We start from the raw sequence: 14,563 nt of genomic DNA on the forward strand, positions 1-14,563 counted from the left end.
AGCGTCGCTCGGACGGTTCCGGGCGCTCACGTTACCCGAGGCAACAATGGCTAACCAAGGTTCGCCGCGCCGCTTTGCGCGCATAGATCGACTCCCCCCTTACGTATTCAACATCACTGCCGAGCTGAAGATGGCCGCCCGTCGTCGTGGCGAAGACATCATCGACTTCAGCATGGGCAACCCCGACGGCCCGACACCGCCGCACATCGTCGAAAAACTCGTCACCGTCGCCCAGCGCGAAGACACTCACGGCTACTCGACGTCCAAGGGCATTCCGCGTCTGCGCCGGGCGATTTCCAATTGGTACAAGGATCGCTACGAGGTCGACATCGACCCGGAAAGCGAAGCCATCGTCACCATCGGTTCCAAGGAAGGCCTGGCGCATTTGATGCTGGCCACCCTCGACCAGGGCGACACCGTTTTGGTGCCGAACCCGAGCTACCCGATTCACATCTACGGCGCGGTGATTGCCGGCGCTCAGGTGCGTTCGGTGCCGTTGATTCCGGGCGTGGACTTCTTCGCCGAACTGGAAAGCGCCATTCGCGGCTCGATTCCAAAACCGAAAATGATGATCCTCGGCTTCCCGTCCAACCCCACCGCCCAGTGCGTGGAACTGGATTTCTTCGAGCGGGTGATCGCCCTCGCCAAGCAGTACGACGTTTTGGTGGTGCATGACCTGGCTTACGCCGACATCGTCTACGACGGCTGGAAAGCCCCGTCGATCATGCAAGTGCCAGGCGCCAAGGACATCGCGGTGGAGTTTTTCACCCTGTCCAAGAGCTACAACATGGCGGGCTGGCGCATCGGTTTCATGGTCGGTAATGCCGAACTGGTCAATGCCCTGGCGCGGATCAAGAGTTATCACGACTACGGCACGTTCACCCCGCTGCAAGTCGCGGCGATTGCGGCGCTGGAAGGTGATCAGCAGTGCGTCAAAGACATTGCCGAGCAGTATCGTCAGCGTCGCAACGTGCTGGTCAAAGGCCTGCATGAACTGGGCTGGATGGTCGAGAATCCGAAAGCGTCGATGTATGTCTGGGCGAAGATTCCCGAGGCTTATGCGCACATGGGCTCGCTGGAGTTCGCCAAGAAACTGCTGGCCGAGGCCAAGGTTTGCGTCTCGCCGGGCGTAGGGTTTGGTGAGTATGGGGATGATCACGTGCGCTTCGCGCTGATCGAAAACCAGGACCGGATTCGCCAGGCCATACGCGGGATTCGCGGGATGTTCCGGGCGGATGGGCTGATCAGCAAAACCAACGCCTGACACATAACACTGTGGGAGCGAGCCTGCTCGCGAAGGGGGCGTGTCAGTCAACGTTGATGTTGATTGACACACCGCATTCGCGAGTAGGCTCGCTCCCACATTTGGTTTTGCGGTGTTTAAACGAACAGCGACAACAGCAGGATAAAGCCCAGCGCAACGATGGACAGGATGGTTTCCATCGCCGTCCAGGTCTTGAAGGTTTCCGCCACGGTCATGTTGAAGTATTGCTTCACCAACCAGAAACCGGCGTCGTTGACGTGAGACAGGATCAGCGAACCGGCACCGGTGGCCAGCACCAGCAACTCACGGTTCACACCCGGAATCATCCCCACCACCGGCACCACAATGCCGGCGCCGGTAATGGTCGCCACGGTGGCTGAACCGGTCGCGATACGGATCACCGCCGCCACCAGCCACGCCAGAAGGATTGGCGAGATCTGCGCTTCCACCGCCATGTTGCCGATGACATTACCAACGCCGCTGGTCACCAGCATCTGCTTGAAGCCACCACCGGCACCGATGATCAGGATGATTGCGGCGGTTGGCGCAAGGCTCGCGTCCAGCCATTTGAGAATCTGGCTGGAACCTACGCCCTGCTTGTAGCCGAAGGTGTACAGCGACAACAGCAACGCCAGCAGGAGTGCCGAGATCGGGTGACCGATCAGGTCCATGAAAGTGCGGAAGAAGTTGCCGTCCGGCAGCACCACATCGGCAAAGGTCTTAAGCAGCATCAGGAACACCGGCGACAGCACGGTGATCAAGGTGATGGCGAAGCTCGGGAGATCGGCAGAATCGTTATCACGCGCCAGTTGATCGACCAGTTCCTGGTTAGGATGACCCGGAATGTACTTGGCAATGAACGTGCCGTAGATCGGGCCGGCGATGATGGCCGTCGGCAGCGCAACGATCAGGCCGTAGAGAATGGTTTTACCAATGTCGGCACCGAACACGCCGATGGCCAGCAACGGGCCCGGGTGCGGAGGAACCAGACCGTGCACGGCGGACAGACCGGCCAGCAGCGGGATACCGATCTTGATGATCGACACGCCGGTACGCCGGGCCACGATGAACACCAGCGGAATCAGTAGCACGAAGCCGATTTCGAAGAACAGCGGAATACCGACCAGAAAGGCCGCGAACATCATCGCCCACTGCACCTTGTCCTTGCCGAACGCGCGAATCAGGGTTTGGGCAATCTGATCCGCCCCGCCCGACTCGGCCATCATTTTGCCGAGCATCGTGCCCAGCGCGAGGATGATCCCGACGAACCCGAGCACCCCACCGAAGCCGTCCTGGAACGCCTTGATGATGGTGCCGATTGGCATGCCGGAAGTCAGTCCGAGAAAGGCTGCGGCGATGATCAGGGCAATGAACGGGTGAAACTTGAACTTGGTGATCAGGACGATAAGCCCGATCACCGTGACCACTGCGTCTAGCAGCAGGAACGTCTCGTGGGACATGCCAAACATTAGGGGTGTCTCCTGGTTGTTGTTGTTATTAAAGCGGGGAATTCACAAGCCATCAGGACAGCGCTATCTCTTCTGGCAAAACTCATACGGTGTGTTTCAGGCCATGAGCCTGCCACCAGTCATGAGCTTGCTTCGCCAATTGGTCGACGCTGTGGTTCGAAGCGTCCAGAGCCAGGGTCAGGGGCTCGCCAACAGGCGATTCAAGGGTGGCGAACTGGCTGTCGATCAACGTCGACGGCATAAAGTGGCCCGGTCGATGGGAGACACGATCGGCGGCAACTTCAGGGGTCAGCTCAAGGAACACGAAGCCCAGGCCTGGCAAGGCACTGCGCAGACGTTCGCGGTATATGTGTTTGAGGGCCGAGCAGGTCAGCACCGGACGTTCGCCCTTGGCGTCAATGCGGCGCAATTCATCGCACAGGCTGTCGAGCCAGCCGGCACGGTCGTCGTCGTTCAGGGGGATACCTGCGCTCATCTTTTCGATATTGGCGGCAGGGTGGAAAGTGTCGCCTTCAATGGCGGTCGCGCCGCTGAGTTGGCACAAGGCCTCGCTGACGCAAGTCTTGCCGCAACCGGCAACGCCCATGATGACCAGGGCGGTGATGGGATGATTCATGTAACACCTCAGCGCGCAGACAGCGCTACCTTTGCCAGTTATGACACTAGAAAAAGCAGAAGTTGCCGACGCCTTCTTGTCATTTTTGTGGGTTGCAGCATGTTCGTTCCCGACGCCAAAAAACGGGGATCAGGCAAACCCCGCTCACGCATTTGCAGCGGCGTCGAGACAGCGCTACCTTAGTGCCTCGAATTTTGTTTGGCAAGCCGTCCGATGATCTCCCCTAAAAACGATAAAAATACGCGCACCACTGGCCGCCCCACTTTGAACGAAGTCGCACGCCTGGCCGGTGTCAGCCCGATCACCGCCTCTCGCGCCCTGCGCGGGGTCAGCACGGTGGCCACCGAACTGGTGGAAAAAGTGCAGAAAGCGGCGCTTGAACTCAACTACGTGGTCAACCCCGCCGCCCGCGCGTTAGCCTCGGCCCAGAGCCATTCGGTGGTGGTTTTGGTGCCGTCGCTGTCCAACTTATTGTTCATTGATACGCTGGAAGCCATTCATCAGGTTTTGCGCCCAAAAGGCTTCGAAGTGCTGATCGGGAACTTCCATTACTCACGTGATGAAGAAGAAAACCTGCTGCGCAACTACATGGCGTATCAGCCTCGCGGTTTGCTGCTGACCGGTTTCGACCGCACCGAAAGCTCGCGCCGGATGATCGAGGCCAGCAACATTCCGTGCGTGTACATGATGGAACTGGACAGCGCCGCCGGGCTCAATTGCGTGGGCTTTTCGCAACTCGCGGCCGGCGAGACAGCGGCCGGGCATTTGCTGTCACGCGGTCGTAAGCGTCTGGCCTACATCGGCGCGCAACTCGATCAACGCACCTTGCTGCGCGGCGAAGGTTTCCGCAAAGCCCTGCAAAAGGCCGGTTTATATGACCCGGATCTGGAAGTGCTGACCCCGCGCGCCTCCTCCGTCGGTCTCGGTGGCGAACTGTTCCTGCAACTGCTCGCCAGTCATCCCGATGTCGATGCGATCTTCTTCGGCAACGACGACCTGGCCCAGGGCGCACTGCTCGAAGCCATGCGCTGCGGGATCAAAATCCCCGAACAAGTGGCGATCCTCGGCTTCAACGACCTGCCGGCCTCGGCGCACATGGTGCCGCGCCTGAGCAGCATCAGCACCCCGCGAGAAGCCATCGGCCGGCGCGCGGCGGAGCAGATGTTGACGTTGATGGCTGGTAATACGGTTGCAAAACCGGTGCAGGACATGGGGTTTGAGTTGAAGGTGCGCGAGAGTACCTGACGCTTTGATCGTTCCCACGCTGCGTGGGAACGATCGGTTACTAAGCGCGACGGCTTATCAGCACCCCGGCAAACACGCCAACCCAAAGGATCGACACGCCATAGTTGATCCGCTGATACAAACCGAACCCCTGCCCCGCCTCAACGGCCTGTCCCATCAAAGGCAGCACCGACAACGCTCCAAGGGTGCACACCAGGGAGAACCAGGCGAACCACTTCAAGCCCAGTACTCGCGACGCTAGATAGATCCATAGCGCATTGGCGATCAACAGCGTCAGAAACATCACCAGACCCGAAAGGTTATGCAGCTTCTGACTGTCGGAGGGATTTGCCAGACCACAGCCGATATCGCAGGAAAAATACCCGGTACCGAAACTGGCAACACCGTGCAGCACGATCAGCACGGCGCTCAGTCGAGCGAGTTTCGAGGTATGGAGGGTCGCGAACGCGGCCAGACCGAAGACGATAAACAACACACCCAACGGAAAATTATTGATCAGCGGCGACACCCCATGAGTCGGTGCCCCGATTGCACCCAGCTCACTCATCGCCTGATTGAGATGGCTGTAACCGGGATAAAGCCTGCCGGTAGTCACCACACCGACCAGCAGCCAAATCGGCGCCAACAAACCCGCCACATAACCCCATTTGAACATTCCCTTGTTCACGCGCCGTCACTCCTTTGATAGCCCTGTCCAAAACAGACAAGTGGCCAGCAACTTAGTGACTATTCGAACAAAAGTCACCCTGTCCGAGCATCAACGCCCCATCAACTCCACAAATGCCAACGCCCCTTTCTGCAATGGCTGGCTCTTGAGCCACACCGCATGCACCGGCAGCACCAGTCCGTTCTCAATGTTGCGGAAGCTCAGGCGCTTGTGCCTTCCGGCATCGAGCAACGGCTGGACCACCGACAGTGGAAAATTACCCCAGCCCAATCCGGCCTCGACCATTTCCAGCGCCATGGCCAAGGTGTCGGTACGCCAGTAAGACTCGGCCACCAGCGGCCGGGTTTCACTGATCGGCAGGTCGCGACTGGCGACGATGATTTGCCGTACGTGGACCAAATCTTCGAGATACACATCCTGGCCTTGAAACAGCGGATTGTCCGCCGCCAGTGTGGCGATCATCCGTTCGGTGCCAACGAACTGGAACCGCTCCAGCACGTTCATGCTCAGCCCGGCGAACGCCAGGCAAACGCTGACCCGGCCACTGTGGAGCATCGCCAGCACATCATCCTGCGGCGCGCTGAGCATTTCGATGTCCAGTAGAGGATGACGCTCGGCGATGACCTTGATCGCCGCCATCACGCGGCCCTTGTCGATGTCCGCCACGACCCCGATTGACAACTTGCTTTCAAGCCCCAGCGACAACTCGACCGCATGCACTTGCAGCTGTTTGAGCTGCTCGGCAATCAGTCGCGCATGCGGCACCAATGCGCTGGCCATCGCCGTCGGCACCGGCTCGCGATGGCTGCGATCAAACAGGGGATAACCGAGTTCGGCTTCCAGGTTGGCGATGCCCATGCTCACCGCCGACGGCACTTTACCCAGCGCCCGAGCGGCAGCGGAAAACGAGCCGCGCTCGATCACCGCGAGGAACAACTCGATGCTGTCACTGTTGAAATTCATTCCTCTTCCTATCAATAAAACTGAAAGCTACCGACTTTTTCTGTCACGCCTATTGAAGCTATCTTTCGCCGCCTTCGCCAGTGCTCCTGGCTTCAAGTTCGCAGAAAGAGGCAAATTCCCATGCAAGGCGTTAAACGAAAACTGCTCTACGTGTCGCTTTACGAGGTCATCGGCATGACCTTCTCGGCCCTGGGTCTGGCGTTGTTGTCCGGCACCTCGCCCGGCAGCACTGGCCCGTTGGCAGTGATCATTACCACCATCGCGGTGACCTGGAATTTCATCTACACCACGCTGTTCGAGCGCTGGGAAAGCCGCCAGCCTTCGCGAACCCGCACCGTTAAACGGCGCATCGCCCATGCCGTGGGTTTTCAACTAACCTTGATAGTGTTCCTCATCCCGTTGATCGCCTGGTGGATGAACATCAGCCTGGTGCAAGCCTTTCTGCTGGACGCGGCGCTGATCATTTTCATCCCGTGCTACACCTTCGCCTTCAACTGGTTGTTTGATCGCACGTTTGGTTTGCCAACTTCGGCGCTGCCAGATCCGGTTTGAAAACGCTGAATGTCTGTTAGATTCCTGAAGCGTCAAATCGCTAACGGAGTAGCTCAATGGAACATGCACTGAAGATTCTGGGAAAAGCCTCGTCCATCAACGTCAGAAAAGTCCTGTGGACCTGTGAGGAACTGGGTGTTGCCTACGAACGTGAAGACTGGGGCGGCGGTTATGCGTCGACCCACACGCCGGAGTTTCTCAGGCTCAATCCCAACGCACTGGTGCCCGTGATCATCGATGAGGCCGGCGTGCTGTGGGAGTCCAACACCATCTGCCGCTATCTGGCCGGTAAACACCACAACACCGATCTGCTACCCCACGAACCGGCGGCCCGCGCTCGGGTAGAGCAGTGGATGGATTGGCAAGCCACCGAACTCAATGCCTCCTGGAGCTATGCGTTCACGGCATTGGTACGCAAAGATCCGGAATTCCGGGACCCGCATCACATTGCCGCCGGTGTACACGGCTGGAATCAGAAAATGGGCATCCTCGAGCATCAGCTCGCGGCCACCAAAGCGTATGTCGCCGGGCCGCACTTCACACTGGCGGACATCGTCATCGGACTGTCAGTCAACCGCTGGCTGATGACACCGATGGAGCGCCCCGATTACCCGGCCATTGACGAGTATTTCCAACGGCTGGCACAACGCCCGGGATTTTTGAAACACGGCTGCAACGGCTTGCCTTGAGCGGTTCCCGCGCTACAAATCGGCCCGCGAACCCGCAACCTGGCACTGGAAAACATCGCCCATCGCTGACCCACCGTGCGGTCGACCTCTGCCGCCCGGCGGCAAAGGTTGAGCCTAGTCATCCGTCACTCGCGCGAAGGAAAAAACACAACCAATTGAATTTATTAATATTTTTAACTAGGCACACTATTTGCTGAAAGCACTGCACCGCAAATACCTACAAGGTCTCATTCATCATGTTGGTCAGTGCAAAACAAAACCTGGTGGCGCCCCTCCCCAAGCGCCCCGGCGACGAACCGATCACGGACGCTGCCGCCGGACTTCAGGGCGGCCTGCAAGCCGCCATGACGCAAGCCCTGCAAAACAATGTGCAGGCGCAAAACGCGCAGACCACTAAGCAGGTCCAGGACTCCGCCACCCAAATCGCCACGCAACAGGTCAGCGAAGCGACCCGGATCAGCGACAACGTCGATGAGGCGTTCGCCAAAACCCGCGTGGCCCTGCAAGCCTCTGTCCCGGACGATAGCAAAACCAAGTCCACCGACAGCGCGGCCATGACCGACTTCAAGGACTACATGAGCAAAACGCCGGAACAGCGGCTGCGCGACAGCATCCTGAAAGAGCTGGGCATTACCGAAGATCAATTGAAAGCCATGCCGCCGGAGCAACAACTGGCCATTGGCAAAGAGATCGCCGAGCGCATCCAGGACAAGATGAAAATGGCGCAGGCCGACAAAGAAAACGGCGCCACTGAAAAGGCTAATGACACGCAAGTGGTCGATAAGTTTCTCGCTTCGCTTTAACGCGATCGATACACCCAAAAAGGGTCCCTTCTCGGGCAATGCTGTTCACTTAAGCGGAGCAGCCTTGCGGTTAACCGGATACCGGGTTTTTGACATCTTCACCGCCCTAGGCCTCGCAGGCCTGGGGCGTTTTACTATGAAGAGCACACCAATGCTGCCGCGAAGCTCGTCCAGGCGTCTTGGCGTGTGTGAGGGCGAGACCGCTCCGGCCATGACCACCAGATGGCTGGCGATGTGCTGACAAGCAAACTTGAAACTCACCTCGCTGGGAGCCCGCTTATGAGCTACAGCCGCCTGACTGGCTTCTCGACGCACTACGTTATAAGCCAGTAACAGCCCCCATAATTCTTGATACACCAGATCTACAGTCTTGCTGCGAAGGGTCAAGGCATTGTCTTGCATTGAGCTTTTGATATCCCTGAAACCCAGTTCGATTTCCCATCGCTCGTGATAAAGGGTGGCGACCTGCTCAGCGCTAAAGTGCGAGGCTGGCAGGGAGGTGAAGACGGTTTTTTCTTTCCCGGCGACCTCGTAGGTGACCGCCCGTACTTGCCAGTACTCAGGCAACAGTGGGTTCTTTTTACGCGCTTGCTGCGAGACCTTCATCTGGACTAGGTAATCACCATCGCCGTAGTGTTCAATTTCCGTGCGAACAGTACCCTTACGCTCCGGGATCATCCAATGCCGGTTTTTTTCAGTACTTTGGATACTCAACAATAGGTCCGCACTGAAAAACCCTTTGTCCAGCAGGGTCACTGAGTGGTTGGGTATGCTCTCGATGAAGTCCTTGGCCAGCGGGATCTCCCCTTTGCGGTAAGGGCTGATGGCCGCGTTGGCGATGATATGAGAACGGGCGTTCATCAACGCAACAAGGCGCAGCACCGGATAAGGGGTTTGACGATCGGAGGAGGTATTGCCGGAGCCAAAATGGTCCCGCAATGACGACGTTTCCGGGGTTCGAAACAAGGCACCGTCGACGGCAAAGACTTGAAGACCGTGCCAGTCATCTTGCGGGTAGCGCTCGTATCCCCAGACATTGGCGCACTGTTGAAATAACCAAGCGACAGGCTGATTCCCCAGACGCTGGCGCGCCTGCGACAACCCGCTTTTGGCTAACAGCACCTCATTAGCAAGACCGTCGGCACAAATATTCAGTCGGCGAGCGACCTCGACTATTGGCTCACCTCTGAAAAGTGCCATCCCGACTACCAGCCAAAGGACTATGTCCGAAGGCAAGCGCCGACGTCGGATCGTGGCTTTATCCGCCAGAGCGGCCGCTGCGGTGATCCAATCATGAGGAATATGATCGGTGAACACCTCAAGGCGAGAGAGCGGTTGCTTAGCAAAATCCAAAACCGCGCTTAAATCCTGAGCAACAGACATAAAAAATCCGGAATCCTTATCAGATTCCGGATTTTCCGGCTGCCTGAGGATTAGTCAACAATCCTTAAGTGAACAGCATTGCCCTTCTCGGGACCCTTTTCTTTTTTGGCTCGATGACCGCTCATCGGCTTTACCTGACTAAGGCCTCTTACCTGTTATTTCTGACAGTAGACAGTCGTTAGGGACAGGTAAATCATCAACCTGTTGCGGCAATCATTGCTCGCACTAACGATCAAGAGAATGGAGACTCACATGTCTACAACTACAACCGTTACCGAAAACCAGTCACTACAAAGTTTTCAGGGAACCTGCACCGCAAAATTCATGAAGGATGGTAGCGAAGTGGCGCCAGCCTTTAATGGCTCGTTCTTTCGAATTGAGTACCGCTCGCTCTTTCCGAAAAAGATAAGTTCCATTCACTTCAACGACATCATCGAGGGCGGCCGCTATTTTAATCTCATCATCGAGCCTGAGCGCGGAGATGGTACTTATACAATCCAACTTACCGATAGTAATGCTAATTTCATTTATGGCCGGCTTGGGTTCATTGTCGATGAGGGAGAATTGATGATTACCGTCGACAAAGGCAATTGCAGCGGCACATTTAGCCTCACGGCTACTGGCCAACCAAGCGGGGGCGAAAAAGAAACTTTGAATATTGTAGAAGGGATATTCGATATCGAAGCTCGTTGATTCGCCTTTAGACTGCCCCTCTAAAGCGTGAGCTTCCCGAGGGGCAAATCTCACGAGCAGTCAGTTAATCTGCAACGTCGAATTAAACTGACTGATCGCATCCACCACATGCCGCGACCCTTGCTGAATCTCCAGGATCACCTCCCCCGCTTCGTTCGCCAGTTCCACGCCTAACCCGGTGCGACTCAAACTCGATTGCATGCTCGACACCGCGCTCAACGACAAGTCATGGTTCCTGCGCACCACTTCGACAATCTCCAGCGTCGCCTGACTGGTGCGTGCAGCCAGGCTGCGAACCTCGTCGGCGACCACCGCAAACCCGCGTCCATGCTCCCCGGCCCGGGCCGCTTCGATGGCGGCGTTGAGTGCCAGCAGGTTGGTTTGATCGGCAATGCCACGAATGGTCTGGACGATGGTGCCGATGATGTCGGACTGTTTGCTGACGGCATCAATGCTCAGCGCCGCTTCGTTCAAGTCTTTGGAAATGTCCTGGATGGTCTGCACCGTTTGCTGCACCACCTGGGAGCCTTTCTGCGCGCAGGCGTCGTTTTGTACCGAAGTGCTGTGGGCCGATTCCGCGGCGGTTTGCAGGGTGGTGACTTGCTGGGTGATGTCGCTGGCGAACTTGACCACTTTGTACAACCGCCCCTTGGTGTCGAACAGCGGGTTGTAGGAGGCCTCCAGGAAAACCGTATGACCGTGCTTATCTTTGCGCTCGAAACGGTGCGTGTGATATTCGCCGCGATTGAGCGAGGCCCAAAACGCTTTGTAGGCCTGAGATTCAGCGTCGGCACGATGACAAAACAGGCTATGGTGCTGGCCAACCACTTCGTTGAGCGAGTAATGCATCGTCTTCAAGAAGTTGTCGTTGGCGGTGATGACCTTGCCATCCGGGGTGAATTCGATCACGGCCATGGAGCGACCGATCGCCGCGAGCATGCTCTCGTTTTCGTGTTCCTTGTAGGTCCTGGCCGAGATGTCAGTGGCGACTTTGATCACACTCCGAACCTGACGATCAGCGCCGAACACCGGCATATAGCTGGCTTCGAGCCAGATCTCCTTGCCGCTCCTGTTCAAGCGTAAAAAGGTCCCGCTAATCGGTTCGCCACGGGCCAGGTCACGCCACAACTTGGCGTAGGCTTCGCTTCGATAAAACGCTTCTTCGCAAAAGATCCGGTGATGCTTACCGCGCACTTCTTCAGCGCTGTAACCCATGGCACTGCAAAAGTTGTCGTTGGCATCGAGCACGATCCCTTCGGGGGTGAACTCAATCATTGCCATCGAGCGACTGACCGCGGCCAACTTCGCGTTAGCCTCGGTCAGCGCGCAACTGAATCGTTCGATTTTCAGCAGGTCGGTCTTGTGACGTCGGTTAAACATAGTCGTATCACCTTCAGCGCGGTCTTTTGTTTGATGAAAGTTCTTTGGTCTTTCAACAGCTCCACCACTACGTTCCAAGGAACAGGCACACGCATCCCTCCACAGGAAGGACTTGGTCAGGTGATCAATGATGTTTAATCGGAGAGTCCATGCCGCAACGCTCTTATCAAGACATCCTTCTCTTGATAGCCCGGAATCGGGCCAGCCCTAACGTTCTGATAAGACATTCCATTGAAAGGACAGCTCCGTGTTGTTCAGCGTCGGTGCCTTGGGTTGCGCACACTTTTAACCTGTATGACGGCCTTCTCATGGCGGTCGACATAGTTAGTTAGGAGTCAGCATAGACAGGCGAGGCAGGTAAGCAAGGCCACTAGTCGGCCAGTATTGAGGACAAAATCGGTTCAGCATCGGTATGAGTCATTTCTCGGCAAGCAGACTCATCAGCGCCTGCACCGCCGCCGAGGGCGGCTTGTTCGCAGCGGCCACCAAGGCAAACTCTCGATCGATACGCGGTTTGACCGGCACCACGCGCAGCCCCTGAAGTTGGCTCGGAAGTGTCATCTCCGGCACCAGCGTCACGCCGATGTTTTCCCGCACCAGGGTGAACGCACTGCTCCATTCACGGACCTCGACCCGCACATCAAGCAGTTGCAGTCCGGCATCCCCCGCCAGGCTGCGAGCGTTGGTCGAACAACCGCCCGTGGCCAGTACAAAAGGTTGCTCCGCCAACTCAGCCAGGGAGACGCCCTCTTCATGCGAACGACGAGCCAAGGGATGGCCGCCAGGCACCACCGCCATCCAGGTATCACGTCCCAAGCGACCGGCATTGCGCTCAGTTGCCGGGTTCAACACCACGCCGACATCCACCACCCCGGCGCCGAGCAGCGTTTCCACTTCATCGTCGCTGACCTCCAGCGCGACCACCTGAATGCCGGGATAAAGCCGATTGAACTGACGCAGCAGCGGCGGCAGGAAAGTCGCCAACACCATGGGGAAACTGGCCAGGCGAATCGTCCCGCGCTGAATGTCTTTGGTGGAATCGACAGTACTGCGAATGGTTTCCAGAGCACCGAGCATGGTTCTCGCGTGTTCGATCACAGACAGGCCGATTGCCGTCGGCAAAGTCTGGCGATTCTCTCGACTGAACAGTTGAACGCCCAGGGTTTCTTCAATCAACGCCAAGGCCTGGCTGGCACCGGACTGGGTCATGCCGACCCGCTCGGCAGCCCGGGTAATGTTGCCCGTGTCAGCCACCGCCACCACCATTCGCCAGTGCATCAGATTCATCATGACAGTAGCTTTCCTTATGGCGGTTTTCTGAAAGATTAATTTTACCGAGGGTGCCGCGCACTATGACACTGGCGCAAATCCCCAGCCAGAGCCCTGCCGATGAAGTTGTATTACGCACCACACGCCTGCTCGCTGGCGCCGCATATCGTCCTGCGTGAACTGGATCTGCCGTTCGAATTGATCCGCGTCGACAACACCACCAAGCGAACCGCCAGCGGCAAGGACTTCCTCGCCATCAACCCCAAGGGTTACGTCGCGGCATTGCAACTGGACAATGGCCAAGTGCTGACCGAAGGCCCGGTGATCCTGCAATACCTGGCAGACCTGCGCCCCGAAGCGAACCTGGCACCCTTGAGCGGGACATTCGAGCGGGTGCGGTTGCAGGAATGGCTGAATTTCGTTTCGACCGAGATTCATGGCGGGCTGGGCTGGCTGTTCAGTTCGCAGTTCCCGGATGAGGTCAAAGCGCTGATCAAGGCGAAGCTGTTCAAGCGGTTTGCGGTGTTGTGTCAGACGCTGGAGCGCCAGGACTATTTGATGGCTGACGGGTTCAGCATTGCCGATGCGTATTTGTTTACTGTGTTGCGCTGGTCGCACCTGTTTGCCATCAATTTGAATGAGTGGCCGGCGTTGGCGCGGTTTCAGGCGCGGGTTGATCAGCGGCCAGCCGTGAAGGCAGCGTTGGCGGCGGAGATGGCGTAGGGCATTAGATCAATCGCGGGCAAGCCTTGCTCCTACAGGATTCAGGTCGTTCGCTCTGTAGGAGCAAAGCTTGCCCGCGATAGCAATCTATTGATCGCTACAAAACATCAGACAGAAATCACAAACTCCCACTGACCTTGGTCGCCACTTCCCCCGGCACCCACGCCTTCCACACCTGCGGCTGATCGCGCAAAAACGCTTCTGCCACCTGACGCGGTTGCAGGCGCTTTTCCCTCAGCTGGCCGAGCGTCTGGTTCAGCAGATTGAAGGCTCCAAGGGTTAGGGGTCGCTGAATGTCCGGTGATCCGGTGATCCGGTGACGCGATCCTAGCAAGGAGCCTTATTCTTTAATAAAATTCAAAAAGCATTTTTATATTCAATTTTAGAATTAAACATCAAACACCGCCTACCGTAATCGCCCAAACCCCAACGCCTCAGCCTCTTGCTGATAGTCGAGAACGATTTGATAGTCGCTTTCGCTGGCCGGCAATACCTCTTGCAGACCGAGGATTTCGCTGACTTCGGGCAATTCCTGCAACGTCGTGTTCATCACCTGCCGCAGCGCCTCGGCCTGTTCATCGGTGACGGTCGCAGCGGTGATAAACGGCAAGGTCGGACTGAATGCACTTCGCGCGATGACCCGCAGGCCGGCCACTTCTTCTTCGGCGTGCCGCGCCAGATAGGCAAAGGTGACGCTGTCGATGGCCGCCAGGTTCGCTGTTTCTTCACGCAACCCGCGCAGGCTTTCGCGGTGGCTGCCGCTGATACCGACACTGGCGAAGAACTGCCCCTCTCGCTGCAACAGCGCCAGTCGGTGACGCAACAGGTTCATGCCGCTGTTGGAGTC

At 57.4% G+C, this 14,563-nt stretch carries 15 protein-coding genes and 2 pseudogenes; 7 read left to right on the top strand and 10 right to left on the bottom strand.

Annotated elements, in window-relative coordinates:
• The first annotated feature begins 46 nt into the window (after nt 1-46).
• Nucleotides 47-1,264, top strand: a complete 1,218-nt coding sequence (alaC, locus tag QFX16_RS22420; protein ID WP_283181388.1) for an alanine transaminase — start codon at nt 47-49, stop codon at nt 1,262-1,264.
• Between the two features lie 116 nt (nt 1,265-1,380).
• On the opposite strand, the gene QFX16_RS22425 is transcribed toward alaC, so the two are convergent.
• Nucleotides 1,381-2,733: a GntP family permease gene (locus tag QFX16_RS22425; protein WP_282377250.1), complete on the bottom strand. Its 1,353-nt coding sequence runs from the start codon at nt 2,731-2,733 to the stop codon at nt 1,381-1,383.
• Nucleotides 2,734-2,815: 82 nt separating this feature from the next.
• A complete protein-coding gene (locus QFX16_RS22430) occupies nt 2,816-3,349 on the bottom strand; it encodes a gluconokinase (protein ID WP_283181389.1) in 534 nt (177 codons plus the stop codon).
• 213 nt (nt 3,350-3,562) lie between these two features.
• Between QFX16_RS22430 and gntR the strand changes: the two genes are divergently transcribed.
• Nucleotides 3,563-4,594, top strand: coding sequence for an HTH-type transcriptional regulator GntR (gene gntR / locus QFX16_RS22435; protein ID WP_283181390.1), 1,032 nt, complete (start codon nt 3,563-3,565; stop codon nt 4,592-4,594).
• Between the two features lie 40 nt (nt 4,595-4,634).
• Here gntR and QFX16_RS22440 read toward each other — a convergent pair whose 3' ends face one another.
• Complete coding sequence (locus QFX16_RS22440) at nt 4,635-5,249, bottom strand: DUF998 domain-containing protein (protein WP_439900140.1); 615 nt, start codon at nt 5,247-5,249, stop codon at nt 4,635-4,637.
• Between the two features lie 102 nt (nt 5,250-5,351).
• The gene (locus QFX16_RS22445) at nt 5,352-6,224 is read right to left on the bottom strand and encodes a LysR family transcriptional regulator (RefSeq protein WP_283181392.1); all 873 of its coding nucleotides are present in this window, start codon (nt 6,222-6,224) and stop codon (nt 5,352-5,354) included.
• A gap of 120 nt (nt 6,225-6,344) precedes the next feature.
• Here QFX16_RS22445 and QFX16_RS22450 point away from each other — a divergent pair, with 120 nt between their 5' ends.
• The 3 genes from QFX16_RS22450 to QFX16_RS22460 all read left to right on the top strand — a co-directional run bounded on the left by QFX16_RS22450 (nt 6,345) and on the right by QFX16_RS22460 (nt 8,268).
• Nucleotides 6,345-6,776: a PACE efflux transporter gene (locus QFX16_RS22450; protein ID WP_046049513.1), complete on the top strand. Its 432-nt coding sequence runs from the start codon at nt 6,345-6,347 to the stop codon at nt 6,774-6,776.
• A 56-nt stretch (nt 6,777-6,832) separates the two neighbouring features.
• Nucleotides 6,833-7,465, top strand: coding sequence for a glutathione S-transferase family protein (locus QFX16_RS22455; protein WP_046049512.1), 633 nt, complete (start codon nt 6,833-6,835; stop codon nt 7,463-7,465).
• Nucleotides 7,466-7,701: 236 nt separating this feature from the next.
• Nucleotides 7,702-8,268 (top strand): hypothetical protein, encoded by a 567-nt coding sequence (locus QFX16_RS22460; protein ID WP_283181393.1) that lies wholly within the window; start codon nt 7,702-7,704, stop codon nt 8,266-8,268.
• Between the two features lie 45 nt (nt 8,269-8,313).
• Here QFX16_RS22460 and QFX16_RS22465 read toward each other — a convergent pair whose 3' ends face one another.
• A complete protein-coding gene (locus QFX16_RS22465) occupies nt 8,314-9,651 on the bottom strand; it encodes an IS4 family transposase (RefSeq protein ID WP_283181394.1) in 1,338 nt (445 codons plus the stop codon).
• Between the two features lie 252 nt (nt 9,652-9,903).
• Between QFX16_RS22465 and QFX16_RS22470 the strand changes: the two genes are divergently transcribed.
• The gene (locus QFX16_RS22470) at nt 9,904-10,344 is read left to right on the top strand and encodes a hypothetical protein (protein ID WP_283181395.1); all 441 of its coding nucleotides are present in this window, start codon (nt 9,904-9,906) and stop codon (nt 10,342-10,344) included.
• A gap of 60 nt (nt 10,345-10,404) precedes the next feature.
• On the opposite strand, the gene QFX16_RS29840 is transcribed toward QFX16_RS22470, so the two are convergent.
• From QFX16_RS29840 to QFX16_RS22480, 3 genes and pseudogenes are all read right to left on the bottom strand, one after another.
• Complete coding sequence (locus QFX16_RS29840) at nt 10,405-10,863, bottom strand: methyl-accepting chemotaxis protein (RefSeq protein ID WP_439900141.1); 459 nt, start codon at nt 10,861-10,863, stop codon at nt 10,405-10,407.
• A gap of 84 nt (nt 10,864-10,947) precedes the next feature.
• A pseudogene (locus QFX16_RS29845) lies at nt 10,948-11,724 on the bottom strand (PAS domain-containing protein); the annotation flags it as partial.
• A 417-nt stretch (nt 11,725-12,141) separates the two neighbouring features.
• Nucleotides 12,142-13,014, bottom strand: a complete 873-nt coding sequence (locus QFX16_RS22480) for a LysR family transcriptional regulator (RefSeq protein ID WP_283181397.1) — start codon at nt 13,012-13,014, stop codon at nt 12,142-12,144.
• A gap of 99 nt (nt 13,015-13,113) precedes the next feature.
• Between QFX16_RS22480 and gstA the strand changes: the two genes are divergently transcribed.
• The gene (gstA, locus tag QFX16_RS22485; RefSeq protein WP_283181398.1) at nt 13,114-13,716 is read left to right on the top strand and encodes a glutathione transferase GstA; all 603 of its coding nucleotides are present in this window, start codon (nt 13,114-13,116) and stop codon (nt 13,714-13,716) included.
• 118 nt (nt 13,717-13,834) lie between these two features.
• On the opposite strand, the pseudogene QFX16_RS22490 reads toward gstA, so the two are convergent.
• A pseudogene (locus tag QFX16_RS22490) lies at nt 13,835-13,981 on the bottom strand (ABC transporter substrate-binding protein); the annotation flags it as partial.
• A gap of 141 nt (nt 13,982-14,122) precedes the next feature.
• Complete coding sequence (locus tag QFX16_RS22495) at nt 14,123-14,548, bottom strand: PhnD/SsuA/transferrin family substrate-binding protein (RefSeq protein WP_439900096.1); 426 nt, start codon at nt 14,546-14,548, stop codon at nt 14,123-14,125.
• Nucleotides 14,549-14,563: the final 15 nt, after the last annotated feature.

The sequence above is a fragment of the Pseudomonas svalbardensis genome, assembly GCF_030053115.1.
GTDB classification, from domain to species: Bacteria; Pseudomonadota; Gammaproteobacteria; order Pseudomonadales; family Pseudomonadaceae; genus Aquipseudomonas; species Aquipseudomonas svalbardensis.

Coding starts and splice junctions, on each gene's coding strand:
- QFX16_RS22480 (WP_283181397.1), bottom strand. CDS start 13,014: ATGATGAATCTGATGCACTGGCGAATGGTGGTGGCGGTGGCTGACACG.
- alaC (WP_283181388.1), top strand. CDS start 47: ATGGCTAACCAAGGTTCGCCGCGCCGCTTTGCGCGCATAGATCGACTC.
- gstA (WP_283181398.1), top strand. CDS start 13,114: ATGAAGTTGTATTACGCACCACACGCCTGCTCGCTGGCGCCGCATATC.
- QFX16_RS22425 (WP_282377250.1), bottom strand. CDS start 2,733: ATGTTTGGCATGTCCCACGAGACGTTCCTGCTGCTAGACGCAGTGGTC.
- QFX16_RS22465 (WP_283181394.1), bottom strand. CDS start 9,651: ATGTCTGTTGCTCAGGATTTAAGCGCGGTTTTGGATTTTGCTAAGCAA.
- QFX16_RS22445 (WP_283181392.1), bottom strand. CDS start 6,224: ATGAATTTCAACAGTGACAGCATCGAGTTGTTCCTCGCGGTGATCGAG.
- QFX16_RS22495 (WP_439900096.1), bottom strand. CDS start 14,548: ATGAACCTGTTGCGTCACCGACTGGCGCTGTTGCAGCGAGAGGGGCAG.
- QFX16_RS22460 (WP_283181393.1), top strand. CDS start 7,702: ATGTTGGTCAGTGCAAAACAAAACCTGGTGGCGCCCCTCCCCAAGCGC.
- QFX16_RS22440 (WP_439900140.1), bottom strand. CDS start 5,249: ATGTTCAAATGGGGTTATGTGGCGGGTTTGTTGGCGCCGATTTGGCTG.
- QFX16_RS22450 (WP_046049513.1), top strand. CDS start 6,345: ATGCAAGGCGTTAAACGAAAACTGCTCTACGTGTCGCTTTACGAGGTC.
- QFX16_RS22430 (WP_283181389.1), bottom strand. CDS start 3,349: ATGAATCATCCCATCACCGCCCTGGTCATCATGGGCGTTGCCGGTTGC.
- QFX16_RS22470 (WP_283181395.1), top strand. CDS start 9,904: ATGTCTACAACTACAACCGTTACCGAAAACCAGTCACTACAAAGTTTT.
- gntR (WP_283181390.1), top strand. CDS start 3,563: ATGATCTCCCCTAAAAACGATAAAAATACGCGCACCACTGGCCGCCCC.
- QFX16_RS22455 (WP_046049512.1), top strand. CDS start 6,833: ATGGAACATGCACTGAAGATTCTGGGAAAAGCCTCGTCCATCAACGTC.